The sequence below is a fragment of the Myxococcales bacterium genome (assembly GCA_016717005.1).
GTDB lineage: Bacteria > Myxococcota_A > Polyangia > Haliangiales > Haliangiaceae > UBA2376.
Genome location: JADJUF010000049.1, coordinates 199702 through 225860 on the forward strand (window position 1 = coordinate 199702; position 26159 = coordinate 225860).

The following is a 26159-nucleotide window of genomic DNA, read 5'->3' on the forward strand; positions in this document are numbered from 1 at the left end:
CGAACCTGCCGCTCGACGCGACGCAACGGATCACCCACCGCCCGGCTGCCCGCGCGCCCCCGCGGCTGCCCGCGCGCCCCCACGCGACGCAACGGATCGCCCACCGCCCGGCGGCCCGCGCGCCCCCGCGGCCCCGCGGCTGCCCGCGACTGCCCGCGCGGCTGCGAAGGACATCCGCGCGTGTGCCAGGCCGGCCCGAGCCCGCGCGGGCGCGCACCCGCCGCAGCTCGCGCTCCGCCTCCGGGCGGCGTGGCACCTCGACGACTTCGTGATCGCTCGCCAGGAGCGCATCGATGGCTCGGCCGGCACCAACCTGCCGCTCGACGCGACGCAACGGATCGCCCACCGCCCGGCTGCCCGCGCGCCCCCGCGGCGGCCCGCGGCTGCCCGCGGCGGCCCGCGGCTGCCCGCGGCGGCCCGCGGCTGCCCGCGCTTCTGCGAAGGACATCCGCGCGTGTGCCAGGCCGGCCCGAGCCCGCGCGGGCGCGCACCCGCCGCAGCTCGCGCTCCGCCTCCGGGCGGCGTGGCACCTCGACGACTTCGTGATCGCTCGCCAGGAGCGCATCGATGGCTCGGCCGGCACCAACCTGCCGCTCGACGCGACGCAACGGATCGCCCACCGCCCGGCTGCCCGCGCGCCCCCGCGGCGGCCCGCGCGCACCCACGCGACGCAACGGATCGCCCACCGCCCGGCGGCCCGCGCGCCCCCGCGGCCCCGCGACTGCCCGCGCGGCTGCGAAGGACATCCGCGCGTGTGCCAGGCCGGCCCGAGCCCGCGCGGGCGCGCACCCGCCGCAGCTCGCGCGCCCACGATTGCCTCGAGCCTCGCTGACCACCCTCGGTCACCCGTCGATCGCCCCCGGCACCTGCCACAGGCTCGGCGGCGCGCCGCCGCGGCGCCAGCCGTCGGCGAGCAGCCACGTCTGCGGCCGCGCTGACGGCAGCGGCTCGAAGCCGCGCGGCCACGCGAACGGCACGCTGTCGCGCTCGGCCCAGCCGACGAACCACACCGCGGTCGAGTACGGGTCGACCTGCGCGCGGCGCTGACCGAGCGCCGGGTGATCGGCGCGGTGCCGCCGCCAGTTGTTGAGCACGTACGCCAGCGCATTGCGCGCCTGGCGCGGAGTCGTGATCGGCGTGGCGTGGTAGCGCGCCGCGAACACCCGGCCGCGGCGCTTGACGCCACGCTCCTCGGAGATCGCCAGGTTCAGCCGCCGCGCCGCCGAGATGCACAGGCCGCGCACGCCGTTGGCCAGCGCGATCCGGTCATCCGCCTCACACAAGAGGTGGATGTGGTTGCCCTGGATCGACACGTGGACCACGCGGAAGTCGTGACGCCCAAGCGCGCGGACCATCGCCCAGCGCATCGCTTGATACGCGCTGCGCCGCCGCAGCCGCCCGACGTCGCCGACGACCTTGAGCACGACGTGCACCGGCTGCCGCGGATCGTGGACCGGCCGCGCGCGATGCGGCGGCGTCGGCGCGCCTCGGCGCTTGCGGCCCGCACCCTTGCGCCGACCGCCATGGCCGACCCGCGTCTTGGTCACTACGAACTCCAGTTGCCGCCGCCCAGTCATGATTGGGCCAATATATACTTTATTATGATGTTGTCCAGCGGACGATGAGGCGAAATATCGAATGTCGAGTTTGGGCTCGGGCGACGGCGGCGACGACCTTCAGCACGACGTGCACCGGCTGCCGCGATCGCGGACCGGCCGCGCGCGATGCGGCGGCGTCAGCGCGTTTCGGCGCTTGCGGCCCGCACCCGTGTGCCGACTCCGTGGCCGACCCGCGTCTTGGTCACTTCCAACTCCAGCGGCTGCCGCCGCCGCCCAATCATGATTGGGCTGATATTTGCCTTATGGTGATCGACGTCGGCGACGGCGGCGGGCGCGGGCGGCGGGCGGCGGCGGCGGCGGCGGCGGCGGCGGGCGGCGGGCGGCGGGCGGCGGGCGGCGGGCGGCGGGCGGCGGCGGCGGGCAGCGGCGGCGGCGGCATCGGCGGCGGGCGGCGGGCGGCGGGCGGCGGGCGGCGGCGGCGGGCGGCGGGCGGCGGCGGCGGGCGGCGGGCGGCGGGCGGCGGGCGGCGGCGGCGGGCGGCGGCGGCGGCGGCGGGGTCGCGTCGGCGTCGGCGGCGGGCGGCGGCGGCGGGCGTCGGCGGGCGGCGGCGGCGGGCGGCGTCGGCGGCGGCGTCGGCGGCGGGCGTCGGCGGCGGGCGGCGGGGGCGTCGGCGTCGGCGTCGGCATCGGCGTCGGCGGCGGGCGGCGGGCGTCGGCGTCGGGCGTCGGCGTCGGGGTCGCGTCGGCGTCGGCTTCGGGCGTCGGCGTCGGGCGTCGGGCGTCGGCGGCGGCGGCGGGCGGCGGCGGCATCGGCGGCGTCGGCGTCGGGCGGCATCGGCGGCGTCGGCGTCGGGCGGCATCGGCGGCGGCGTCGGCGGCGGGCGTCGGCGTCGGGCGGCATCGGCGGGCGTCGGCGTCGGGCGGCATCGGCGGCGTCGGCGTCGGGCGGCGGGCGGCGGGCGGCGGCGTCGGCGTCGGCGTCGGCGGCGGCGTCGGGGTCGCGTCGGCGTCGGCGGCGGCGGGCGGCGGGCGGCGTCGGCGGCGGCGGCGGGGGTCGCGTCGGCGTCGGCGGCGGCGGGCGGCGGGCGGCGTCGGCGTCGGCGTCGGGGTCGCGTCGGCGGGCGGCGTCGGCGGCGGGCGGCGGCGGCATCGTCGGCGTCGGCGGCGGGCGGCGGCGGCATCGTCGGCGTCGGCGGCGGGCGTCGGTGTCCGCGCAGCGGATCAGGACGCGGACTGGCTCCCGGAGCGCTGATGGAGTTGACGCGGTGTGGACAGCCCACCGCAGCCAGCGATGGCGGCGAGCTGAGCGCGGCGATGGGCGGTGTGGCTGCCCACACCGCTTGGACACCGGCGAGGCGCACATGCGGGCGGCCGCGATCGAGTTGGCGCCGGTGCCCACAACCCCACAGCGCTTGCCGGCCCGTGATCTCTTTTGATCCTTGAGAGAGAGAACGCCGGGACGGACCCGATCCCGGCAACCTGGACGGGCGGCGCACCGGGGGGCGCCAACCTGGATTGCATCGGGTCCAGCGACCTCACGGTCTCTGGAGATCAAGATAACTCACGGAACCGGCGGGCGCTGTGGGGTTGTGGGCACCGGCGCCAACGCCAAGCGGCCGCCCGCATGTGCGCCTCGCCGGTGTCCAAGCCGGGGTGGGCAGGCGCACCGCCAACACGACCGACCAGCTCGCCACCACCGCCATGCGCGGTGCGGCTGTCCACGCCGGCGGCAACTCCATCAGCGCTCCGGGAGCCAGCGGCGACCGCCACCCGCGCGCGCCAGGAGCCAGCGGCGACCGCCACCCGCGCGCGCCAGGAGCCAGCGGCGACCGCCACCCGCGCGCGCCTGGAGCCAGCGGCGCCCGCCACGCGCGCGCCGGGCGCCAGCGCCTACCGCCACCCGCGCGCGCCGGGAGCCAGCGGCGACCGCCACCCGCGCGCGCCAGGAGCCAGCGGCGACCGCCACCCGCGCGCGCCAGGAGCCAGCGGCGACCGCCACCCGCGCGCGCCAGGAGCCAGCGGCGACCGCCACCCGCGCGCGCCAGGAGCCAGCGGCGACCGCCACCCGCGCGCGCCAGGAGCCAGCGGCGACCGCCACCGCGCGCGCCAGGAGCCAGCGGCGACCGCCACCCGCGCGCGCGTGGAGCCAGCGGCGACCGCCACCCGCGCGCGCCAGGAGCCAGCGGCGACCGCCACCCGCGCGCGCCAGGAGCCAGCGGCGACCACCACCCGCGCGCGCCAGGAGCCAGCGGCGACCGCCACCCGCGCGCGCCAGGAGCCAGCGGCGACCGCCACCCGCGCGCGCCGGGAGCCAGCGGCGACCGCCACCCGCGCGCGCCGGGAGCCAGCGGCGACCGCCACGCGCGCGCGCCGGGAGCCAGCGGCGACCGCCACCCGCGCGCGCGCCAGCCACGACCGTCACGCGTGCGCGCCAGGAGCCAGCCGCGCCGGGGCGCAGCCGCAGCCGCGATCACTCGATGATCGCCAAGGTCATCGTCCACGACGTCGATCACCACAGCGCGATTCGTCGGGCGGGCCGCTGCCTCGTGATCGAGTGGCCCCGGACCAACCTCCCATTCCTGCGCGACGCGCGCGAGCAAGCCGTGACCGCACGCCGCGGCGCCCGGGCGAGCTGCGACCGCAACTCGTGCGCGCGCCAGCCGTGACCACGATACACACGCCATCCGCGCCCGTGCCCGTGACCGCAACTCGCGCGCCAGCCGTGACCACGATACGCACGCCAGCCGCGCCCGTGCCCGTGACCGCAACTCGTGCGCCAGCCGCGACCGCGCCGCGCACGCCAGCCGCGCCCGTGCCCGTGACCGCAACTCGTGCGCGCGCCAGCCGTGACCGCGCCGCGCACGCCAACCGCGCCCGTGCCGGCGGCCGCAGCTCGTGCGCGCGCCAGCCGTGACCACGACGCGCGCCCCGACCGCACCCGTGCCCGCGACCGCAACTCGCGCGCGCTAGCTGGGCCTGCGGCCGCGACGCGCGGGCCGACCCCGCCCCGCGACCGTCGACCTGTCCCGCCCGTCTGCCGGCAGCCGCGCCAGGGAGGAGCCCGCGAGCTCCTCGACCCGACGTCGGACGTCTCAGAAGCCGATGACGAGGCCGAGGTTGGCGTCGATGTGGACGCCGAAGTTGAGCCGCGACGTGTCGATCTCGGACACGACGGGCACGCCGACGATGGCGTTGAACTGCGCCACGAACGCCAGGCTCGAGCCGAGCGACGCGGCGTAGCCGGCGCCGGCGTTGACCAGGAGCGGGCCCATCGCGACGATGTCGACGTCCATGTCGCCGGCGGGCACGCCGTCGAGCTGGATCGTGTCGCGCAGGATGCCGCCGCCGATGCCACCGGCGACGTGGAGCCCGCCGCCGCCGGGCGAGAACGAGTGGATCACGCGGACGAGCCCGGCGATCGCCGCGGTGGCGTGGCCGTCGCGGTTGGCGCCGATCGGGAAGCCGACGCGGCCGGCCAGGCTGATCGAGGTCTGGGGCGACAGGTAGTAGCCGAGCTCCGGCATCACGTGGACGAGCTGGGGCGCGAAGCAGCACTTCACCGAGTTGCCCGCCTGCTCGGTCTTGCCGCTGACCAGGCCGCCGCCCGAGCCGACCGCGAGCGACAGGAACATCGTCTTCTTGCCGGGCTTGCCGCCGCCACCGCCGCCGCCGCCACGATCGTCGTTGCCGCCGCCGCCGCTACCGCCGCCGCCGCCGCCGCCGCCGCCGCCGCCGAGCGGGTTCTCGTCGTCGACGAAGCCGCTGCCGCCGCCGCCGCCGCCACCGGCGACCTCGATGATGTTGGGCGACCCGGCGGAGCCCTTGGACGCGATCAGCTTGCCGGACGCGTTGTAGGCCGCGATGTAGTAGTGAACGATGTCGCCGCTGAGGGCGTCGGGCGGGATGGCGCCGTTGTAGACGCACTCACCCGACAGGGTCATCTTGGCCTCGGTGAAGTCGGTCGCGCCGCGCGGGCGGTACATCACGACCATCTTGGCCGGCTGCACATCGGCGCCCACCGCCGCCTGCATCGCCACCGGGCGACCAGCCTTGGCCTCCTCGACGATCGTGTGCTGGACGCCGGTCACCGACGCGCAGTCGACGTCGGGCGCGCCGCCGCCGCCGCCGCCGGTATCGACCGGGTCGCCGCCGCCACCGCCGCCGCCACCGCCGCCGCCGCTCTCGGCCTTGGCCTCGTCGAGCAGCTTCTGCATCTCCGCGGTCGAGTAGGCCTTGTCGAGCGCGATCGACTTGTCGATCTCGGCCGCGTTCAGGAACGACAGCTTGGCGCTCTCGGCGTCCTGCAGGCCCGCGAAGTAGACGATGCCGAGCCGCAGGTGGACCTTGGCGGTCACCGGGTCCGACTCCATCTTGGCCTTCTTGGCGATGGTGAGGGCCTGGTTGAGGATCTTGCGCGCCTCCTCGTACTCGAGGAGGTCGTAGTTCTCCATCGCCTCCTTCATCTTCTGCTCGATGTCTTTTTTTGCCTTCGCGTCGGCGTGGGCGACGCGCACGTGGCTCAAGCCGACGAGCAAGAACACGACCGCGACGATCGCGGACAGGACGGGGACACGACGGGCTCGCATGCGGGAGTACGTAGCACGGCGCCCCCTGCGATTGGCGGTTTTTGGCGTCCCACGACAGACCGGGACAGGCGCCCGACCCGTCGGGGGCGGCCGCCCACCGAGACAGCCGGTCCCGCCCCACCTGCCCATCGCCGCGGCTCGTCACCGCTCGGCCATCCAGGACTCGCCCCGGCGCCGGGAGCACGCGCCCCCCAGACCCTCCCCCCCTCCAACACCCGGGGTACAGCCCCGGCCGCGGCGACGCGCCGCCGCCGGTCACCGCTCGGTGATGAAGAACTCGACCCGGCGGTTCTGGGCCCGCCCGTCCTTGGTCCGGTTGTCGGCGATCGGCACGGTCTCGCCGAAGCCCTGGGCCGCCATGCGGAACCCGTCGACGCCGCGGGCGATGAGGTACTTGCGCACCGAGTCGGCGCGCTTGCCCGACAGCTTCATGTTGAACTTGTCGGAGCCCTGGCTGTCGGTGTGGCCCTCGATGCGGACCTTGATGGTCGGGTTGTCGGCCAGCGCCTGGGCGACCTCGTCGAGCATCCTGAAGCTGACGCGCTTGATCGTGGCCTTGCGGGTGTCGAAGTAGACCGTCTGCGACAGCTCGATCTTGTCCTGCGTGACGACGATCAGCGTGTACTTCTGCGGGCAGCCGTCGGCGGTCTGGGCCGGCTCGGCCGGGCACTTGTCGATCGCCTGCGGGCACTCGGGCACGCCGTCACCGTCGTTGTCGCAGTCCGGGCAGCCGTCGTCGTCGGCGAACCCGTCCTTGTCCTCGGCCTCGTCGGGGCACTGATCGATCTTGTCGGCGATGCCGTCGCCGTCGTTGTCGGGGTCGGGGCAGCCGTCGGTGTCCTCGGTGCCGTCGCGATCCTCGGGCTCGTTCGGGCAGTCGTCGATCTTGTCGGCGATGCCGTCGGAGTCGTTGTCGTCCTCGGGGCAGCCGTCCTGGTCCTCGAAGCCGTCCTTGTCCTCGGGCACGCGCGGGCAGTCGTCGTCGGTGTCGAGGATGCCGTCGCCGTCGAAGTCCGACGGCTTGGGCTCGTCGGGCGGCGTCGCGGTCGGGTTGCACAGGTCCTTGGGCGACTTCTCGACCGCGGCCCGGGCGTTCTGCTCGGCGATCGCCGCCTCGCGCTTGGCCGGGAAGTAGTTGCCCTGCGACAGCGCCTCCTTGGCGAAGTCGTTGTGGGCCTCCGCCATCGCGAGCTCGACCGGCGCGCACCGGCGGGCGCCGTTGGCGCGCGCGGTCTTGATCAGCTCATCGACCGTGCCGGTCCGCGCGCGGACCTTGGTGCCGGCGCACCCGGCGACGACGATCAACAGGATCAGGAGCGCGCGCCTCACGGCTTTCCCTCCAGCGCGGCCGGGGTCTCGTCGTCGACGACCGGCGCCAGGCCGCCGCCACCGCGCGCGGGGCTGGGGGCGCGCCGCGGCGGCGTGATCTCGTCCATCAGGCTCGGGTCGGCGGCGCGCCGGATCGCGTCGACCTTGGCGTGCTCGGCCGCGTCGGTGGCCAGCCGGCCGAAGCGGTTGGCGGCCTGGAAGTTGGCGTGGGCCGCCTCCTCGCGCGCCTTGTGCAGGTACTCGATCGAGCGGGTCCACCAGTACGGCGCGAACCGCGCGGCGTCGACGGACCGGGCCTCGTCGACGGCGTTGGCCGCCGTGCGGGTCACGCCGCTGACGTACTCGATCGGTCCGCACGCGGCGAGGGCGACGAGGAGCACGAGCGCGCGACGCATCTCGCTCTGGAGTACCACCTTGACCGGAATACGGTCAAGGATTCCAAGGCCTTGACGTTGGCGTTGGGCGCTCACCGGGACCGCACTCGCCGGCTGTCGCGCGACAGCTCGATCGCGACGTACACCGCGGCCGCCGCGGTCGCCACCGACGACACCAGGATCGCCCAGCCCAGCTCGACGCTCATCAGCCGACCGACCACGCCGTCCTGGTACGCCTGATAGCTCGACGCCGCGACCAGCCGCGGGAACAGCGCCGCGACCGCGACCGCCGCCGCGACCGCCACGCCGATCGTCCCGTACAGGTGCGTGCGCGCGCGGTCGGCGCGCACCAGCGCCGCGCCCAGGTACCACCCGCCGATCACGACGAGGCCGTGGCACACCACCAGCGGGACGACCGCCAGCCCCGGCACCTTGGCCGGGTCGACGAGGTAGTGCGCGGTCCAGGCGGGGTGGACGACGTAGAAGTACAGCGCGATCGGCACGGTGATGATCGCGGCGTTGGCGAGCACGAGCAGGATCGCGGGCGGCGCCGACGGGCCGTCCGCCCGGATCCGATCGCGCCCGACCCGGGCGTAGACCAGCCCGAGGGCCAGCTGGACGAGGAGCGCGACTAGCATGGACCTTCACACACCGGTGTCGGGCTCCTTGGCGCCGAGCAGGTGCGCGGCCGCCGTGAACGCGTCGTCGTCGAGCACCGGCTCGATCAGCTCGGGCGTCGGCGTCGGCACGTCGATCTCGCCGGCGACGAAGGTGCCGGCCTCGAGCGAGCCGGTCGTCGGCGCCGGCGTGGTGTCGAGCGGCGTGCCCTCGTCGGCGGGCCGCCGGCGGCGCCGCCCGGGGTGGCGCACGACCCAGTCGTCGCTGGCGCGGCGCCGGCCGTGGCCGCGACCGGCGCGCACGGGCCGGTACTCATCGCTGGGCGGATCGACCGCGAGCACGGCCTCGAACGTGATGCTGGGATCGCTGGCACGTCGACCGAGCGCTCCTGGGTCTCGTCGGAGGGCGGCAGCACCCGCTCCTCGGTGAAGTGGTCGCGGTTGTCGGCGTCGAGCGTGGCCAGCGCCGCGTCGAGGTCGGCGCCGTCGTCGGTCGTGGTCGAGCGGCGCGCCAACCCGGTCGCCGTCGGCGGCCCCAGGCGATCGATCGCGTCGACGTCGTCGCTGGCGGGATCGAGCGTCACGTCGATGACCACCTCGCTCGGATCGGCCGACGTCGGCGCCACCTCATAGACCGTGGCCTCGAACTCGTCGTCGACCGCGATCGGATCGCCGACCGCGATCGCGTTGGGCAGGCCGTGGCTGCCGGTGGTCTGCTCGGTCATGCGCCCGCGCCACTCGGGCCGGTCGGCCAGCTCGGCGTAGGCGGTGCGGATGGCGCGGCGCGCCGCCGAGGCGGTGAACTCGCGCCGGACGCGATCGTAGCCGTTGGCCGCGAGCCGCTCGCGCAACCCGGCGTCGTCGATGAGCCGCCGGACCTTGCGCGCCAGGTCGATGTGATCGCCGGGGGCGAACAGCAGGCCCTCGCGGCCGTGATCGATCAGCATGCCGACCGAGCCGCGCCGCGGCGCGACCACCGCCCGCCGACACGCCATGAACTCGAGCAGCCGGGTCGGGTACAGCGCGTAGGGTCGCGGGGACAGATCCGGCGCCGCCGGGATCACGCAGACCCCCGCCGTCGCGATCAGCGCCGGCATCTGCTCGTGGTCGACCGCCGGGCGCAGCTCGATGCGCCCGGTGAGCCCGAGCTCGGCGATCGCGGCCTTGAGCGGGCCCTCGAACCCGCGCGCCACCGGCCCCACCATCGCCAGTCGGCTGGGCGCGGTCTTGGCCACCTCGGCCATGGCCCGGAGCAGCGTGCGGATGCCGCGGCCCGGCCCGATCGCGCCGACGTAGAGGATCAGCGGCGGCCCGGCGACCGAGGCCTCGTCCCAGTCGAACCGATCGACGTCGACCCCGGGCGGGGACAGCACGACCCGGTCGGGCAGCCCGCGGCCGAGCGCGTAGCGGTGCGCGGCCTCGGTCGGCACCAGCACCAGGTCGGCCGCGAGCAGGCACGCCTCCTCGTCGCGGTCGAGCTGCGCCGCGAGCTCGGCGTCGAGGTCGCTGCGGTCGTCGCTGCCCCGCGTCAGGTCGAAGACCACCGCGTAGCCGAACCGGTCGCGGGCCTCGAGCACCGCCGCCGCGCCCCAGGCGTCGCGGCAGTGGACGACGTCGTAGTCGGCGCCCTCGAGCTGGCGCCGCAGGGCGCGCTGGTAGGCCTGGACCTGGCTGCGCAGGTCGGCGTCGTGGGTCGGCACCCGCAGCAGCCGGCCGTTGCCCTGGCGCTCGACGTACGGCTGATCGGCCTCGCGGACCACGAGCAGGTCGACCACGTGCGACGCCAGCGCCCGGACCACGTGCCGCACCTGCACCCCGGCCCGGGACGGCCCCGGGACCGCGCAGAATCCGGTGACCAGGATGCGCGCCATCGACCCGTCCATGCTCGCCAAGGTGGCGCGGCGCTTCAAGGGCCGCGGCCGGCCTGTGCTTGCAATTCGACATCCGTCTGGGGTACATCGCGCCGGTGCAACGCCTCGTCGCTTACCTACGAGACAACGTGTTGGTCGACTTTCAAGGCGACCTCGACCTCGACAAGGTGCGGGAGCTGCTGGCTGGCGACGACAGTCGCGACGCCCGCGCCATCCTGGGCCGCCTCACCCGCGATCGCGGCACCAGCGACATGATGGTGACGCTCGCCGACTGCCTGCTCGAGGTGGTCCAGCAAGCGCTGACCGACGACGTCATGCGCGAGCAGCTCCGGGCCTACAGCGAGGCGTGATCGACCACGGGGACGACGCGCGCCACGCGCCGCCGCGCGGCCCGGCCCAGCGGCCTGAGGGTCGGCGTCCCCGCCCGCCGTCACCGGCCGCGGCCGTGGCGCCGGGGCGGGTTCCGAGCTAGGCTTGCGCGCGATGGCGCAACCGGTCTCCGACTCGAAGCTGCCCGCCGCGATCGCCTTCGGGCTGTGCGCCGTCGGGCTCATCCTGGGCTTGATCGGCGGGATCACCCATGGCTCCTACGCCGGCGGCATCATCGCCGGGCTCGGCGCCATCCCGGCCATGGTCGGCATGTGGAAGGGCATCCAGCAGGAGACCCAGACCACGCTGGGCCTGTCGGTGCTGGCGGTGCTGACCTCGCTCGGCGTCGGCGCCGTGCTGCTGGTGCTCGCGATCGTGCACACGGTCCGGTCGTGATCCGGAGGCTGGTCGTCGCGCTCGCGCTGACCGGCGCGATCCTCGCCCCCGCGGCGCGCGCCGATCAGCCCAGCGGGCCGACCGCGCCCGGCGACCGCAAGCTGGTCCACACCGCGACGACGATGGGCACGATCGTCCAGGTGACGATCTGGACCGACGACGAGGACGGCGCCGCGCGCGCCGCCAAGGCGGTCTTCGCCGAGTTCGATCGCCTCGACGCGATGATGACGACGTGGACGCCCGACAGCGAGATCTCCCGGATCAACGCGGCCGCGGGCTCGGGCAAGGCGGTCAAGGTCTCGGCCGAGGCGTTCGCGGTCATCGCGCGCGCGGTCGACGTCAGCCGCGCGTCACACGGCGTGTTCGACATCACCGTCGGCGCCTACGCCGGCCTGTGGAAGTTCGACGAGGACATGGACGGCTCGCTGCCGGCCCTGGCCGACGTGCTCAAGCGCAAGAAGCTGGTCAACTGGAAGGACATCGTCCTCGATCGCAAGCAGCGCGCGGTGCGGCTCAAGCGGGCCGGCATGAAGATCACGCTGGGCGGCATCGCCAAGGGCTACGCGGTCGACAAGGCCGCCGCCGTGCTCGAGGCCGCCGGGTTCACCAACTTCATCGTCCAGGCCGGCGGCGACATGTACGTGTCGGGCAGCAAGGACGCGACCCCGTGGGTCGTCGGCATCCGCGACCCCCGCGGCCCGCGCGATCAGAGCTTCGCGGTCGCGCCGATCCGCGATCACGCGTTCTCGACCTCGGGCGACTACGAGCGCGGCTTCGTCAAGGACGGGGTGCGCTACCACCACATCCTCGACCCGCGCACCGCCCAGCCGGCCCGGGCCAGCCGATCGGTGACGATCATGGCCGTCGACGCGTTCACGGCCGACGCGTGGTCGAAGGTGCTCTTCATCCTCGGCGCCAAGGACGCGATGGCGCTGGTCGAGCGGATGCCCGACTTCGACGCGGTGTTCGTCGACGCCGACAACCACGTGATCATGTCGAGCGGCCTCAAGGACCGGGTCAAGGTCCTGACCGAGCCGACGCCCGGGCCCTGAAACCGATCCGCGGCGCCGGTGTCGGACCGACATGCGCGCCACCCTGATCGCGATCTGCGTGCTCGGCGCTGGCCTGGCCCGCGCCGGCGAGCCCACCGCCACCGAGCCGGCGCCCGGCGCGGTCGCGCAGGCGCTGGCGGCCGCCGACGACACCGCCCGCGCCGCCGACGCGGCCATCGGTGACGCCGCGCTGGCGCTGCACGAGGCGTGCGGGCGGGCCTACCTCGAGATCGCGGCCGGCAGCCCGAGGCTGCCGAACGTCGACGAGCTGCTGATCAACGCCGCGCGTTGCTTCGCCCGCGGCGGCTCCGCCGGCGCCGCCATCGCGCTGGGCGAGCGCCTGGTGGCCGAGCACCCGCAGAGCCGGCTGGCGGCGGCGACGCTGGCGCAGCTCGGCGCGCTCCACGCCGCCCTCGGCCAGTACGCCCAGGCGGCCGACGCGCTGGGGCGGTTCACGGACCGCTACCCGGCCGAGGCCGACGCGCCCGACGCGCTCTGGAACCTGATCGCCTACCGCGCGGCGCTCGGCGACGCCGCCGGCGCCGATCGCGCCGCGGCGCTGTTCGTGCGTCGCTACGCCGGCAAGCGCCTCAGCGCCGCCGCGCTGGTGCGCGTCGACCTGGCCCAGCGTCAGGCCGCCCGCGGCGAGGTCGCGGCCGCGCTCGTGACCTACGCCGGCCTGCTGAAGGACGGCCGGCTCGAGCCGGCCCTGCGCGCGCAGGTGCTCGCGGCGCAAGGCGAGCTCGCGTGGCAGCGCGCGTGCCCGCGCCCGACGATCGCCGGCCTGTGCGTGCGGACCACGCCCGCGGGCCTGGTGCCCGTGCCGCGCCGCGCCGCCGACGCGACCGCCGCGCGGGCGAGCTTCCGCGCGGTCCTGCACGGGGTCGACCCGAGCGATCCGAGCGTCGTCGCCAGCGTCGCGCGCGCCCAGGTCCACCTGGCCGAGGAGAAGATCGAGGCCACGCTGGCGCTGGCGCCGATGCCGAACCTGGCGTTCGGCAGCGACCACCAACCGACGCCGGCCAGCCTCAAGGCGACGCTGGCGTGGCTGACCGCGTGGCAGCGGTCGATCGCCGACGCCGACCGCGCGATCACCGACGCCGTCGGCGCGCGCCACCCGGCCAGCGCCGTGGCGGTCGCGGCCCGCGCGGCCGTGTTCTACGACCAGCTCGCGACGACGCTCGCCGCCGCGCCGACGCCGACGGCGATCCGCGGTCAGCCGGCCGAGCAGGCCTACCGCGATGGGCTGGCCGAGCACGCCGCCCCGCTGCGCGAGCGCGGGCGTCAGGCCGGCGCGCTGTGCCTGCAGCAGGCCGGCGAGCTCGGGATCGTGACCGACGACGTCGCCGTGTGCGCGGCGCTCATGGCGCGGGTCGAGCCGCGCTGGGCCCTGGCCGAGCGGCGAAGCCCCGCGGCGCCGACGACGATCGACACGATGCTGGCACCGGCGCTGCCCGAGCCGCCGCCGGCGCCATGACCCGTGTTGCCCCGCTGCGCTGCCCCGGTCGCGCGATCGCTCGCGGTGGACGCGCCGGGGGCACCCGGTGACCGGCTGCGCCGCACCTCACGCCACCCGCGACCGCGGTGGTCGTCGACCACGCGCCGGCGTCATCGCGGTGGTGCACGGTGATGCGGCGCTCGCGGTGGACGACCGGATCGGGATCAGTTCGGGATCGCCCCAGGCGGACCCTTGGGTCGGGCCCGTCAGGCCGCGCGCGTCACGGTCGGAACGGCTGCTCGTCCTTGCCGCGCACCGGGTTGGCGAGGCGCCGGGCCACCGCCTCTTGCTCATCCTTGCCCAGGCGGCGCACGTAGATGCCGGCGGCGTCGATCGAGCGCGCCCCGAAGAACCCATCGGCGACCAGGTACTCGACCTCGACGACCATGTACGGGTCGTCCCCCATCCACACCAGCTCGTGCTTGCGCGGGACGCCGACCCACGACGACAGCATGAACTTGTCGCGGGTGCCGTCGTCGTTGATGACGACCATCGTGATGCGCTCGGTCGCGGTCATGGCTCTCCTTGACGGCGATCCTACGCCAGTCCGAGCAGTTCCTTGGCCTCGGGATCGGGCGGCCGGCACATCACGCGATCGACGCCGCCGACCCGCGCGTAGATGACGTCGCACACCGGCGTGAAGCTGGCCTTGGCGAACGCGCGCGTCGACGGCTGGTTGCCGTGGCCGATCAGCGCCCACGACCGGTAGACGTCGAGCTCGCGCAGGTCGCGGGCGATGGCCTCGAGCATGACCGGCGCGACCGCGCGGCCCCGGGCCGACGGCGCCACGTAGACGTCGTGGACGTAGGCCTCGTACTTCGACAGCGCCAGGGTCCGGCCGAGCTCGGGCACCTCGACCGGGCCGCGGGCCGCCCACGCGATCCCGGCCGGACGATCGCCCAGCCGCGCGATCCACGCCTGATCGCCGCGCTGCCAGGTGGCGCGCGCGTGGGCCTCGTCGAGCGCCAGCTGCTCACACAGCTCGGTGCGCGCGGCGGGGGCCAGCGCCTCGAAGCCGGCGAGGTCCATCGTGGTCAGCTCGAGGCCGGCCGGCGCCGCGATGCCGCGGGTCCACATCTGGCCGCGGTACAGGTGCATGCGCTGGTACTGCGCGACCTCGGTCGCGGCCGAGCGGATGCGCGCCCACGCGGCGCGGGCCTGGGCCGCGGCCACCGCCGGGGTCTCGCGGACCGAGCGTGCGTGCCGCTTGACGCTCTCGACCCGGCGCGACACCGACGCGGTGGTCGTGGCGTTCCAGATCGTCACCGCGACCGCGCTCTGCTTGGACACCGGCAGCGGCGGCAGCGGGTACTCGGCGGCGCCGGTGACCACGTCGAGCGCGACCCGGCCGCGCGCGCGGGCGGCCATGGCCTCGGCCGCGAGCAGGCGCTCGGCGGCGCCGTGGTGCTCGGGGTCGACCGCCATCGCCAGCACGACCGCGCGATCGCCGTCGTCGACGATCAGCGCCGCGGCGATCGCCTCGCCGGCGTCGTCGGCGCGCGTCGCCACCCGGGCCCGGCCGGTGAGCGCGAGCGCGACCGCGACCTCGTCGAGCAGGCCCGCCGCCTCGGCGTCGGCCAGCGGGCTGTGCTCGTCGCGCTCGGCCCACTCGAGCCGGCTCAGGCGCCGGAGCGCGCTCATGCCCTTGCGGATCGCGGCGGCGTCGCCGCTGACCGCGGTGGTGAGCCCGTCCTCGGTCGCGGCCCGGGCCAGCCCGAGCGCGATCCGGCGGGCACCGCCGCCGGCGGCGGCCGACTCGACGGTGAAGCCGGCGGCGCCGAGGCGCGCGACGAAGTTGGCGCGCACGCGCGACGGCTCGGCCAGCGGCTGCAGGTCGAGCACGTCCCAGCTCTTGCCGAGCTCGGCGACGGCGCGCGCGAGCTGCGTGCCGGCCTTGTCCTCGAAGCCCGGCGCGACCAGGAAGTCGAGCGCCGGCGGGCGCGGACCGGCGTCGCCCATCATCCGCAGCTCGCGCGCCTTGGCCAGCGCGCGGTTGTTGGTGCGCAGGTACAGCGGCGCCAGGCACACCAGCTCGCCGTCGGACCGGCCGACCATGACGTGCAGCTCGCCCGCGAGGATCTCGCGGTACGCGCGCCACCACGGCAACAGCCAGTCGGGACCTCGGAACAGGGCGCCGGCGCCACCGGCCGCGGCCAGCGCACGCCACGCCGGCTCGAGCTCGCGCAGCCCGGCCACGTCGCGGATGACAGTGAACTCGACAGACATCGTTTGGGTGCGGACCTTAGCACCCGCGCGCACGACGTGCTCCCGCGCGCGCCGTCGACGCGCGCGTTGCGAAAGTCAACGTCGCGCGATCACGCGCCGCGGTCACGGCGCCGTTCACATCAGGAATCAGCGCAGTTCGACGAACTCGGCGGCCGACCTCTTCGCCTGCCCTCAGGATCGACCGCAGGGTGCCGTGCTTCAGCTCTGGGTGATCGGGGACGATCACGGTGGCGTCCCACGCGCGCGGACGCTCGAACGCCGACCTGGTAGGCCGCCGGCATGCGGTTCACCGCGTCCGTCCAGCGAGAAGGCGATGGCTACGTCGCTCAGGCGCTCGAGATCGACGTGGCCAGCCAGGGCCCGACGATCGAGGCGGCCGTCGCGAACCTGCGCGAGGCGATCGAGCTCTTGCTCGAGGAAGAACCCACGCCGAGCGCGATCGAGCCGGCGCTCGTCACGACCATCGACGTCGCCCTGCCCGCAGCGTCGTGAGGCGCCGCGTCACGGCGCCCGCGGCGGCGGCGGCGGCTGGTCGAGCTGGCCGCGGCGCCCGAGCCGGAACGCCAGCGCGCCGCACGCCAGCGCCCACGCCCCGCCCGCGGTCCAGCCGGCGATGACGTCGGTCGGGTAGTGCACGCCCAGGTACATGCGCGACGCGCCGATCAGGAACGTCAGCGCCAGGCCGACGACGATCGTGAAGCGCCGCAGGCGCGCGGTCGGCAGCGTCCGCGCGACCAGCACCGCCAGCGTCATGTAGAGCGCCATCGCGATCATCGAGTGCCCGCTCGGGAACGACATGCCCCCGGGCGGATCGAGCTGGGTCACGATCGTCGGGCGCGGCCGCTCGTACAGGCCCTTGAGCAGCGCCATCAACCCGACGGTGCCGAGCGAGCACGCGGCCACGAGCGCGGCGAAGCGGGGCCGCCCGGCCAGGAGCGCGTACCCGATCGCGATCAGCGCGATCAGCGTCGTCACCGCGCCCGAGCCGAGCGCCGAGATGTGGACCACCGCGGCCTCGAACCACCGCGGCCCGAGGGGATCGTCGGGCGCGGCCCGCAGCGCCAGCAGGATGCGCTGATCGAGTCGATCGGTGGCGCGCTCGCTGACCTCGGCGCCGACCTTCGCGAACACCAGCGCGAGCACGCCGACGGCGACGAGCACCACCGGCACCGTCAGATCCGCCGCGGCGATCCAGGCCCGGGCCCGGCGCCAGCGCGACGCGGTCACGCCCCAGCCCGCGGCCGCTCGAGCACCGCGGCGAAGAAGCCGTCGGTGCCGTGGCGATCGGGATCGACCTGCAGGAACTGACCGTCGGCGGTCGCGACCGCCGCCGCCCGCGCGTCCCAGGCCTCGGCCAGCGGCACGATCCGCAGGCCGCGCGCGCGCGCGACCTCGGCGACGACCGCCTGGTTCTCCTCCGACAGGATCGTGCAGGTCGCGTAGATCATCCGCCCGCCCGGCGCCAGCAGCGCCGCGGCCCGCCGGGCCAGCTCGACCTGGGTCGCGGCGAAGGTCGCGAGGTCGGCCTCGCGCAGCCGCCAGCGGGTCTCGGGGTTGCGGCGCAGCGCGCCCACGCCCGAGCACGGCGCGTCGACCAGCACCCGCGCGGCCTGATCGCGGCGGCGCTCGAGCGCGTCGGGCCAGGCGCCGCCGTCGAGGTGGAGCGGCTCGACGGTCGTGAGGCCGGCGCGGCGCGCGCGCTTGCGCAGCTCGCCGAGCTTGCGGCCGTCGATGTCGCACGCCACGACCCGCCCGCGGTTGCCCATCTGCGCCGCCAGCGCAAGGGTCTTGCCGCCGGCGCCAGCGCACAGGTCGATCACCAGGTCGGGCGCGTCGCCGCACAATTCGGCGAGGAGCTGGCTGCCCTCGTCCTGGGCCTCGAAGTCGCCGGCGGTGAACTCCGGCAGCGCGTTGAGGTTGGTGCGGGTCTCGACGCGCAGGCCGTCGGTGGCGAGCGCGCACGGCGTCGTCGTCAGCCCGCGCGCGGCCAGCGCCCCGGCCAGCGCGGTCCGGGTCGTGCGCAGCCGGTTGGCGCGGATCGTCGTCGGCGCGCGCCGCCCGAGCGCGCGCGCGATCGCCTCGGCCCGGGGGCCGTGATCGCGCACCAGCCGACGGGCGAGCCAGTCGGGCATGGAACACCCGACCGCGACCCGCACGACCGGATCGCGCTCACGCGCGAGCGTGGCGTCGAAGTCCGCCACCACCGCCCAGTCGATCGACGGCGCCAGGGGCGCGGCCGCGGCGGCGGTGATCGCGCCCTCCAGCACGAAGTACGCGATCAGGCGCTCGTCGTCGCTCGGGGCCCGCGACGACGTGCCGCGGCGGCCCGCGGCCAGCGCCGCGTCGACCCGGCGCACATGACGCACCAGGCCATAGACCACCTCGGACATGAACCGGCGCTCGCTCCCGCCGACCCACGTCTCCTTGCGGAACACCTGGGAAAGACGATCGTTCACGAACCCCCAGTCGAGCCGGGTCCGCTGCCACAGATCGAGCACGAGCGCGCGGATCCGGCCGCCGGTGAGCGCCGCCGCCACCAGCCGGTGGTCAAGAACCTGGTCGTCTTCGGTCATCGCTCGCTGCTCGCGGATCGCGCGGAGTTGCGACCGCGCGCGCCCTCGTATACACCGCGCGCGCGGGAAGTCCCCGCCAACCAGGACCACTTCATGAGCAAAGATAGCGACAAGGCCGGCAAGCCGGCCGAGAAGCCGAGTCTCAAGGACCGCGGCAACCTGTTCGAGATCGCGACCAAGCAGTTCGAGCGGGCGATGAAGCTGATCGACCTCGACCCCAACGTGGCCGAGATCCTCGCGCAGCCCAAGAACGAGATCATCACGAACTTCCCGGTCCGCATGGACGACGGGAACGTCAAGATGTTCAAGGGCTACCGGGTCCAGCACAACAACGTGCTCGGGCCGTACAAGGGCGGCATCCGCTACCACCACGAGGCCAACCTCGACGAGATGAAGGCGCTCGCGGCGTGGATGACCTACAAGAGCGCGCTGCACGAGATCCCGTTCGGCGGCGGCAAGGGCGGCGTCAAGGTCGACCCGCGCCAGCACTCGGTCGCCGAGCTCGAGCGCATCACGCGCCGGTTCACCGCGGCGCTCGGCAACAACATCGGGCCCGAGTGGGACATCCCGGCGCCCGACGTCGGCACCAGCGGCCAGACCATGGCCTGGATGATGGACACGTACGTGAACATCGTCAGCCAGAACGAGCGCAACTCGGGCCGCGGCGTCGTCACCGGCAAGCCGATCTCGGCCGGCGGCAGCTACGGCCGCGCCGAGGCCACCGGCGCCGGCGTCGTCCACTGCATCACCGAGTGGGCCAAGGACAAGAGCTTCAACCTCGACGGCGCCCACGTCATCATCCAGGGCTTCGGCAACGTCGGCAGCTACACCGCGCGCCTGCTCGCGCAGAAGGGCGCGGTCGTGATCGGCGTCGGCGACGTCGGCGGCTACCTGGTCAACCCCGAGGGCATCAACCCGCACAAGCTCGGCGAGCACGTCGCCAAGGTCGGCTCGGTCGCGGGCTACCGCGGCGCCGCCAAGATCGCGCGCGAGGAGTTCTTCGCGCTCGACGCGGACGTGTTCGTGCCGGCGGCGCTCGAGCTCGAGATCGGCGTCGCCGAGGCCAAGGCCCTCAAGGCCAAGGTCGTGGTCGAGGGCGCCAACGGCCCGACCTACCCCGAGGCCGAGGAGATCCTGCTGGCCAAGGGCACCGACGTCATCCCCGACATCCTCTGCAACTCGGGCGGCGTGATCGTCAGCTACTATGAGTGGCTGCAGAACAAGCGCAGCGAGCAGTGGGACCACGCCGACGTGCTGGCCCGGCTCGAGAAGCGCATGAAGCAGACCTACGCCCACGTCCGCGGCTACGTCGCCGCCAAGCGCACCGACTGGCGCACCGCGAGCTACGCGGTCGGCCTCGAGCGCCTCAAGACCGCCTACAAGGAGCGCGGCATCTTCCCGTGAGCGCCGCGGTGGCGTGAGCGACCGACGACGGCCTGGGCGCCCCCCGGGCCGTTTTTTTGCCCCGCGCGCGCAGGCCCCGTAGCGTCGGGGCGTGGAGCCGTCCGCGGATCGCCGCTGGGATTACCTCGTGCCGCTGGCGACCTGCGCCGGCGCCGCGACCGCGCTGGCGCTGACCGCGCCGCGCCCGGCGGCGGTGGTCGACGCGCGGGTGCCGGTCGCGGGCGCGCTGGCGCACGCGCTGGCGGCGCTGGGCGACGGCGCCGCGGTCCGCGCGGCGGCGATCGTCCTGGTCGCGGCGGCGGCGACGGTGATCGGCGCGCTGGTCGCGGGCGCGCGCGCCGGTTGGCCCGGCCGGCTGGCGGGGGTCGTCGCCGCTGGCTGGCTGATCGCCTGCCCGCCGGTGCGCGCGCTGGCGGCGGGCCTGGCGCCCGGGACCGTGGCGCTCGTGGCGCTCGCGGTCGTGGCGCTGGCGATCGATCGGATCGCGCGCGGCGGCGGCGCGGTGTCCGGACGCGCGCTCGGCGCGGCCGGCGCGACGGCGGTGCTGGTCGAGGCCCGCGCCTGGCCGGTGGTGCTGCTGGGCGCCGCGCTGGTGCTGTACCGCGCGCGGCGCGGCGCGCGCTGGGCCGCGAGCGCGGCGCTGGTCGCGGCGGCGAGCGCGGTGGTGTGGCTGGTGCCCGCGGCGCTGGCCGGCGGCCCGCGCTGGCCCGGCCTGGCCCAGGGCGCCGGCGATCTGGGCCGGGTCGTCGACGAGCTCGGCCCGCTGGCGCTCGCGCTCGCCGCCGCCGGCGCGCTGGCGGCGCTCGGCACCCGCGGCGATCGGTGGCTGTGCGCGGCGATCGCCGCGGTCGCGGTCGCGGGCGCGCCGGGCACCACCGCCGTGCCGGCCGGCCTGATCGTGGCGGTGGCCCTCGCGGCGGGCCTGGCGGTGGCGAGCCTCCTGGCCCGGGCGCCGGCGCTGCGCCACCAGCTGGTCACCGCCGGATCGGTGCTGGCGCTGATCGTCGGCGCAGTCGCGTGGGCGTGACGCTGGCATCCGGACCGAATCTGGGTAGGCTGCCCCCGCGATGGAAGTAGTCGACGGCTACCGCGCCCTGCCCCGGCCGCTGGTGCGCCCGGCCATCGCGATCGGCAACTTCGACGGCGTCCACGTCGGCCACGCCGCGCTGATCGCCGCGGCCCGGGACGCGACGGCCGGCGGCGACGCGTGCGCGCTCACGTTCGAGCCGCACCCGGCCCAGGTCCTGGCCCCGGCCGCGGCGCCGCCGCGCATCACGACGCCGGCGCGCAAGCTCGAGCTCCTGGCCGCCGCCGGCGTCGACGTCGCGATCGTCGTCCCGTTCACCGCGGCGCTGGCCCAGCTGACCGCGACCGCGTTCGTCGACGAGGTCCTCGCCGGCGCCCTCGGCGCGCGCCACGTCGTCGTCGGCGCCGACTTCGTGTTCGGGCGCGGCCGCGGCGGCTCGGTCGCGACGCTGACCGCCGACGGCGCCCGCCACGGCGTCGCGACCCGCGTGGTCGACCCGGTGCTGATCGGCGACCGGCCGGCGTCGTCGACCCGGGTCCGCGCGGCGCTGGCCGCCGGCGACCTCGCGGCCGCGGGCGCGCTGCTCGGCCACGGCTACGACCTCGACGGCGTCGTCGTCCGCGGCGCCGGCCGCGGCAAGGGCCTCGGGGTCCCCACCGCCAACGTCGCCACCGACGGCGCGATCGTCGCCCAGCCCGGCATCTACGCGGTCACGCTGACCCGCCTCGAGCGCGACGCCCGGCCGCTGCCGGCGGTCGCCAGCCTCGGCACCAACCCGACGTTCGTCGACGGCGGCGGCCTCGTGCTCGAGGTCCACGTGCTCGACTTCGACGCCGATCTGTACGGCGAGCGCGTGCGGGTCGACTTCGTCGCGCGGCTCCGCGCCGAGGCCCGCTACGACTCGGTCGCGGCGCTGCTGGCCCAGATCGATCAGGACATCGTGGACGCGCGCGCGGTCCTGGCGCGGCGCTGACCGCGCGGCCCGCGACGTCCGATCGCGCGCGAAATCGATGCGCCGGTCCGGGCGTTCTGTTATGTGAGCGACAGCACCAGGAGCGTTCCCATGACCCCGATCCGGTTCGAAGGCGCGATGACCGCGCTCGTCACCCCGATGCGCGACGGCGCGGTCGACTACGCGGCCTTGACCCAGCTGGTCGAGTGGCAGATCGCCAGCGGCATCGACGCGATCGTCGCGGTCGGCACGACCGGCGAGTCGGCCACGCTCGACGTCGACGAGCACATCGCCGTGGTCCGCGCCTGCGTCGAGACGGCCCGCGGCCGGGTCCCGATCATCGCCGGCGCCGGCGGCAACGCCACCGCCGAGGCCCTCGACCTGTCGCAGCGCTCGGCCGACGTCGGCGCCGCCGCGCTCCTGCACGTGACGCCGTACTACAACCGCCCCAACCAGGACGGCCTGCTCCGCCACTACGAGGCGATCGCCCGCGCCGTGCCGCTGCCGATCATCCTCTACAACGTGCCGACCCGCACCGGCTGCGATCTGCTGCCCGACACCGTCGTCAAGCTGGCGGCGTTCGACAACATCGTCGGGCTCAAGGAGGCCACCGGCAACATGGTGCGCGCGGCCGAGCTGATCGCGCGCGTCGGGGATCGCCTCGCGATCATCTCGGGCGACGACGGCACCGCGTTCACGATGTACGCGCTCGGCGGCAAGGGCGTCATCTCGGTCGTGTCCAACGTCGATCCCGCGCGCATGGCCCAGATGTGGGACGCCGCCGCGGCCGGCGACTGGGCCGCCGCCCGCGGCCACCACTTCGCGCTGCGCGCGCTGATCGAGCTGCTGTTCGTCGAGCCGAGCCCGGCGCCGACCAAGGCGTGCCTGGCGCTGGCCGGGCGCTGCACCGACGAGATCCGCTCGCCGCTGTTCCCGGTGACCGCGGCCCTGCGCGACCGGCTGCGGGCCGAGCTGGGGCGCCTCGGGCTCGGGGCGTCGTGACCACGGCGATCACCGTGCTCGGCCCCAGCGGCCGGATGGGCAAGGCGATCCTGGCGGCGGCGGCGACGCGCACCGACGTCCGCATCGCGGCCGCGCTCGACCGCAGCGACGCGCCCGATGTCGGCAAGACGGTCGCGCCCGGCGTCGTCGTCAGCTCGCTGATCGACGCCGCGCTGGCCGCGGCGCCGGTCTACATCGACTTCACCACGCCCAACGCGACCGCGGCGATCGCGCAGCAGGCCCGCGGCCGTCGGGTCGCCGCGGTCGTCGGCACGACCGGCCTGACGGCGACCGCCGAGCGCGCGCTCGACGAGCTGGCCGAGGTGGTCGCGGTGGTGGGCGCGCCCAACTTCTCGGTCGGCGTCAACCTGCTCATGGGCCTGTGCGCGCTGGCCGCGCGGGCGCTCGGCACCGACTGGGACGCCGAGATCGTCGAGCTCCACCACAAGGCCAAGCGCGACGCGCCGTCGGGCACCGCGCTGGGCCTGGCCCGCGCGATCGCGGCCGCCCGCGCGCAGGACCTGGCCGAGGTCGGGCGCTACGCGCGGTCCGGCGACGTCGGCCCGCGCCCGGCCGGCGAGATCGGCGCGGTCGCGGTGCGCGGCGGCGACGTCGTCGGCGAACACACGGCGTACTTCTTCGGCGCCGGCGAGCGCATCGAGCTGTCGCACCGAGCGACCGATCGCGCGATCTTCGCCCACGGCGCCCTGCGCGCGGCGATCTGGGCCGCGCAGCAGCCGCCCGGCCGCTACGACATGATCGACGTGCTCGGGATGCGCTGACGTGCGCCGCCGCAACCTGGCGGTGGCGGTGCTCGTCGCGCTGGCGGCGGCGAGCTGCCGCGGCGGGACCAAGGGGCACCGGCCGCCGCCGGCCGGGGCCGTCGACGCCACGCCCGCGCCCGACGCGAGCGGGCCGTCCGGGTGGTTCCCCGACGACGCCAGCATCGCCGCCCACGTCGCCGAGCTGGCCGGCCCGGCCCTGCGCGGGCGCGGCGACGGCACCGCCGACGAGGTCGCGGCCGCGGCCCGGGTCGCGACCTGGCTGCGCGAGGCCGGGGCCGAGCCCGCCGGCGACGACGGCTTCATCACGCGCTTCACCTACCCCGGCGGCGCCAGCCAGAACGTCGTCGGCGTCATCCGCGGCACCGAGCCCACCGCCGGCCACGTCGTGGTCGGCGCCCACTACGATCACCTCGGCACCGACGCCACCGGCACGTACTTTGGCGCCGACGACAACGCCTCGGGCACCGCCGGCCTCGTGGCGATCGCCGGCGCGCTCGCCCGCGCCGGTCAGCGGCCCCGCCGGACCGTGGTCGTGGTCGCGTTCGGCGCCGAGGAGGCTGGCCTCCACGGCTCGGTCGCGTACGTCGCCCGCCCGACGCTGCCGCTGGCCGACGCGGTCGCGATGATCAACCTCGACATGATCGGCCGGGCCACGTTCCTGTCGGCCAAGGAGTACGGCCTGGTCCACGCGTTCGTGCCGGTCGACGCGATCGGCGCGTTGACCTCGCCCGGCGCCAGCGCGCTCGCCGACGTGGCCCGGGCCGCCGCGGCCCCCATCGGGCGCCCGGTGGTCGCGGCCAGCGACTTCGGCCCGCTCGAGGACCAGATCCGCCCGCTGATCGAGCAGCGCGGCGACCAGGCCAGCTTCGCCGCGGCCGGCGTCCCCTACCTGTGGCTGTCGACCAGCATGCACGACGACTACCACCTGCCGACCGACACCGCCGACAAGGTCGACCCAGGGACCATCGCCGCGGTCGGCCGGATCGTGGTCGGTGTGATCGCCGCCATGCCCGACCGTGCCGCCTTGCAGCCCGCCGCCGCGCCGCGGTAACGTCGGGTCCTTGCGCCGCTTCGCCTTCGTGCTCGGCTCGCTCGCCGTCGCCGTCACCGCCTCGCCGGCGGTCGCCGGGCCCGACTCCGATGTCGCGAGCGCGTTCGATCGCGACGACGGGTTCGACCTGCACCTGACGTTCGACTACCAGCTCGACATCCACCGCGCGGCGATCCGCCGCGAGCAGGCCGGCCGCCCCGGCACGCCGACGACCGCGCCGGTGCCGGTGGTCGACGACCTCGTGTTCGCGAGCACGCGCCACACCGTCGTGCCCAAGCTCGAGCTCGGGCTGTTCCACGACGTGTCGCTGTCGGCCGCGCTGCCGATCACGCTGGCCTACGACCGCACGCTCGAGCTGGACCAGCGCGACACGCCGTGCACGTACGACATCCCGGGCGCCACGTGTGTCAGCCGCACGTCATCAACGACGCTCACCGACGGCCTCCTGCCGATGGCCGGCTACGACGGCCAGAACGCCGGCGCCGGGTTCATGGGCACCGACCCGACCGTGTTCCGCGGCCCGACCCGCAAGGGCGTCGACCAGCTCCACCTCGGCTTCACCTGGGCGCCGATGAACCAGCTGCGCGACGACACCAAGCCGACCTGGAAGCTCGGCGCCGAGTTCCGGATCGCGGTCGGCAAGGTCGCGGCGATGAACCGGCTCGATCCCGGCGCGTCGACCGGCGTCGGCCGCGGCGTCCACGACCTGCGCCTGTCGACCTCGATCGCCAAGCAGCTGGGGTGGGCCGAGCCGTTCGTCGACATCTGGTGGCAGGTGCCGATCGGCATCAAGGATGGCTCGCCGTTCGAGAGCCCCGGGTTCGGCGCGCGCTCGACCGAGCCCAGCCAGCGGGCCGGGACCCGGTTCGGGTTCGAGGCCTACGCGGTCGACCAGGGCGACGAGGGCGCGCGCCTGTCGATCGAGCTGTCGGCCCACCTCGAGAGCCACTTCGAGGGCCGCGAGCAGACCGAGATGTGGGAGGTCTTCGCGCTCGCCGGCGACGCCTCGGGCGCCGGGCCGCTGCGCCTCGACGCCGACCCGACCCAGGCCGGCATGCAGACCATCGATCACCCCGGCATCACGACCGTCGAGAACTACCTCGACCTCGGCGCCCGCGTCGCCGGCCGCATCGCCGTCGGCGATCGCTTCCGGATCGCCGCGCACTTCGAGATGCTGGCGCAGACCGAGCACGTGATCACGTTCACCGACGCCGGCGTCGACCTGCCGCAGTGCACCGGCTCCCTCAACCCCAGCTGCGAGCTCGACAACAACGACCTCGTCACGCCCAACACCAACGAGGTCAACCCGCTGCACGTGCCGCTGATCGACCTGATCGGCCACCGCTACCACGCCGACGACTCGCTCGACTACCAGGTCGGCGTGAACGTCCAGCTGTTGTTCTAGGAGGAGCGTTCGCAGAGCTCCTCCCCAGCATGCGCTGGGGCCCTCCTCCTGAAACGGCCCGGATCGTTCTGCGGGCGCCGGCGA

Annotated in this window: 24 protein-coding genes; 13 read left to right on the plus strand and 11 right to left on the minus strand. The window is 75.4% G+C overall.

What is annotated here, in order from left to right:
* Positions 1-842: 842 nt before the first annotated feature.
* A complete protein-coding gene (locus IPL61_40035) occupies positions 843-1577 on the minus strand; it encodes a transposase (protein ID MBK9037370.1) in 735 nt (244 codons plus the stop codon).
* Positions 1578-1859: 282 nt separating this feature from the next.
* The gene (locus IPL61_40040; GenBank protein MBK9037371.1) at positions 1860-2708 is read right to left on the minus strand and encodes a hypothetical protein; all 849 of its coding nucleotides are present in this window, start codon (positions 2706-2708) and stop codon (positions 1860-1862) included.
* Between the two features lie 1327 nt (positions 2709-4035).
* Here IPL61_40040 and IPL61_40045 point away from each other — a divergent pair.
* The gene (locus IPL61_40045; protein MBK9037372.1) at positions 4036-4224 is read left to right on the plus strand and encodes a hypothetical protein; all 189 of its coding nucleotides are present in this window, start codon (positions 4036-4038) and stop codon (positions 4222-4224) included.
* Positions 4225-4650: 426 nt separating this feature from the next.
* Here IPL61_40045 and IPL61_40050 read toward each other — a convergent pair whose 3' ends face one another.
* The 5 genes from IPL61_40050 to IPL61_40070 form a co-directional block, all read right to left on the minus strand.
* The gene (locus tag IPL61_40050) at positions 4651-6144 is read right to left on the minus strand and encodes a tetratricopeptide repeat protein (GenBank protein ID MBK9037373.1); all 1494 of its coding nucleotides are present in this window, start codon (positions 6142-6144) and stop codon (positions 4651-4653) included.
* Between the two features lie 255 nt (positions 6145-6399).
* Positions 6400-7473 (minus strand): OmpA family protein, encoded by a 1074-nt coding sequence (locus IPL61_40055; GenBank protein MBK9037374.1) that lies wholly within the window; start codon positions 7471-7473, stop codon positions 6400-6402.
* On the minus strand, positions 7470-7868 hold the full coding sequence (locus IPL61_40060) for a hypothetical protein (protein MBK9037375.1): 399 nt from the start codon (positions 7866-7868) through the stop codon (positions 7470-7472). Before IPL61_40060 ends, IPL61_40055 begins: the two co-directional genes overlap by 4 nt.
* 71 nt (positions 7869-7939) lie before the next feature.
* On the minus strand, positions 7940-8485 hold the full coding sequence (locus tag IPL61_40065) for a hypothetical protein (protein MBK9037376.1): 546 nt from the start codon (positions 8483-8485) through the stop codon (positions 7940-7942).
* Between the two features lie 86 nt (positions 8486-8571).
* Complete coding sequence (locus IPL61_40070) at positions 8572-10347, minus strand: glycosyltransferase family 4 protein (GenBank protein ID MBK9037377.1); 1776 nt, start codon at positions 10345-10347, stop codon at positions 8572-8574.
* A gap of 83 nt (positions 10348-10430) precedes the next feature.
* Between IPL61_40070 and IPL61_40075 the strand changes: the two genes are divergently transcribed.
* The 4 genes from IPL61_40075 (at position 10431) to IPL61_40090 (ending at position 13629) form a co-directional block, all read left to right on the plus strand.
* Entirely contained in the window at positions 10431-10685 is a 255-nt protein-coding gene (locus tag IPL61_40075; GenBank protein MBK9037378.1) for a hypothetical protein, read from the plus strand.
* Positions 10686-10818: 133 nt separating this feature from the next.
* Positions 10819-11100, plus strand: coding sequence for a hypothetical protein (locus IPL61_40080; protein ID MBK9037379.1), 282 nt, complete (start codon positions 10819-10821; stop codon positions 11098-11100).
* The gene (locus IPL61_40085; GenBank protein MBK9037380.1) at positions 11097-12152 is read left to right on the plus strand and encodes an FAD:protein FMN transferase; all 1056 of its coding nucleotides are present in this window, start codon (positions 11097-11099) and stop codon (positions 12150-12152) included. The genes IPL61_40080 and IPL61_40085 overlap by 4 nt, the downstream gene beginning before the upstream one ends.
* A 31-nt stretch (positions 12153-12183) precedes the next feature.
* Complete coding sequence (locus tag IPL61_40090; GenBank protein MBK9037381.1) at positions 12184-13629, plus strand: hypothetical protein; 1446 nt, start codon at positions 12184-12186, stop codon at positions 13627-13629.
* 241 nt (positions 13630-13870) lie between these two features.
* Here the strand turns inward: IPL61_40090 and IPL61_40095 are convergent, their stop codons facing one another.
* The gene (locus IPL61_40095) at positions 13871-14167 is read right to left on the minus strand and encodes a hypothetical protein (protein ID MBK9037382.1); all 297 of its coding nucleotides are present in this window, start codon (positions 14165-14167) and stop codon (positions 13871-13873) included.
* A 20-nt stretch (positions 14168-14187) separates the two neighbouring features.
* On the minus strand, positions 14188-15876 hold the full coding sequence (locus IPL61_40100) for a GNAT family N-acetyltransferase (protein ID MBK9037383.1): 1689 nt from the start codon (positions 15874-15876) through the stop codon (positions 14188-14190).
* A gap of 279 nt (positions 15877-16155) precedes the next feature.
* Between IPL61_40100 and IPL61_40105 the strand changes: the two genes are divergently transcribed.
* Positions 16156-16368, plus strand: coding sequence for a type II toxin-antitoxin system HicB family antitoxin (locus IPL61_40105; protein ID MBK9037384.1), 213 nt, complete (start codon positions 16156-16158; stop codon positions 16366-16368).
* A gap of 9 nt (positions 16369-16377) precedes the next feature.
* On the opposite strand, the gene IPL61_40110 is transcribed toward IPL61_40105, so the two are convergent.
* Positions 16378-17103: a phosphatase PAP2 family protein gene (locus tag IPL61_40110; protein ID MBK9037385.1), complete on the minus strand. Its 726-nt coding sequence runs from the start codon at positions 17101-17103 to the stop codon at positions 16378-16380.
* Positions 17100-18449 (minus strand): RsmB/NOP family class I SAM-dependent RNA methyltransferase, encoded by a 1350-nt coding sequence (locus tag IPL61_40115; protein ID MBK9037386.1) that lies wholly within the window; start codon positions 18447-18449, stop codon positions 17100-17102. The genes IPL61_40110 and IPL61_40115 overlap by 4 nt, the downstream gene beginning before the upstream one ends.
* A 93-nt stretch (positions 18450-18542) precedes the next feature.
* Between IPL61_40115 and IPL61_40120 the strand changes: the two genes are divergently transcribed.
* The 7 genes from IPL61_40120 (at position 18543) to IPL61_40150 (ending at position 26075) form a co-directional block, all read left to right on the plus strand.
* The gene (locus tag IPL61_40120) at positions 18543-19853 is read left to right on the plus strand and encodes a Glu/Leu/Phe/Val dehydrogenase (GenBank protein ID MBK9037387.1); all 1311 of its coding nucleotides are present in this window, start codon (positions 18543-18545) and stop codon (positions 19851-19853) included.
* A gap of 91 nt (positions 19854-19944) precedes the next feature.
* Positions 19945-20880, plus strand: a complete 936-nt coding sequence (locus IPL61_40125) for a hypothetical protein (protein ID MBK9037388.1) — start codon at positions 19945-19947, stop codon at positions 20878-20880.
* Between the two features lie 40 nt (positions 20881-20920).
* Positions 20921-21853 carry a bifunctional riboflavin kinase/FAD synthetase gene (locus tag IPL61_40130; GenBank protein MBK9037389.1) on the plus strand — a complete coding sequence of 311 codons (933 nt, stop codon included), beginning with the start codon at positions 20921-20923 and terminating at the stop codon, positions 21851-21853.
* Between the two features lie 90 nt (positions 21854-21943).
* Positions 21944-22834, plus strand: coding sequence for a 4-hydroxy-tetrahydrodipicolinate synthase (locus tag IPL61_40135; GenBank protein ID MBK9037390.1), 891 nt, complete (start codon positions 21944-21946; stop codon positions 22832-22834).
* A gap of 35 nt (positions 22835-22869) precedes the next feature.
* Positions 22870-23616, plus strand: coding sequence for a 4-hydroxy-tetrahydrodipicolinate reductase (locus IPL61_40140; GenBank protein MBK9037391.1), 747 nt, complete (start codon positions 22870-22872; stop codon positions 23614-23616).
* 1 nt (position 23617) lies between these two features.
* Positions 23618-24670, plus strand: a complete 1053-nt coding sequence (locus tag IPL61_40145) for a M20/M25/M40 family metallo-hydrolase (GenBank protein ID MBK9037392.1) — start codon at positions 23618-23620, stop codon at positions 24668-24670.
* A gap of 10 nt (positions 24671-24680) precedes the next feature.
* Positions 24681-26075, plus strand: coding sequence for a hypothetical protein (locus IPL61_40150; GenBank protein MBK9037393.1), 1395 nt, complete (start codon positions 24681-24683; stop codon positions 26073-26075).
* Positions 26076-26159: the final 84 nt, after the last annotated feature.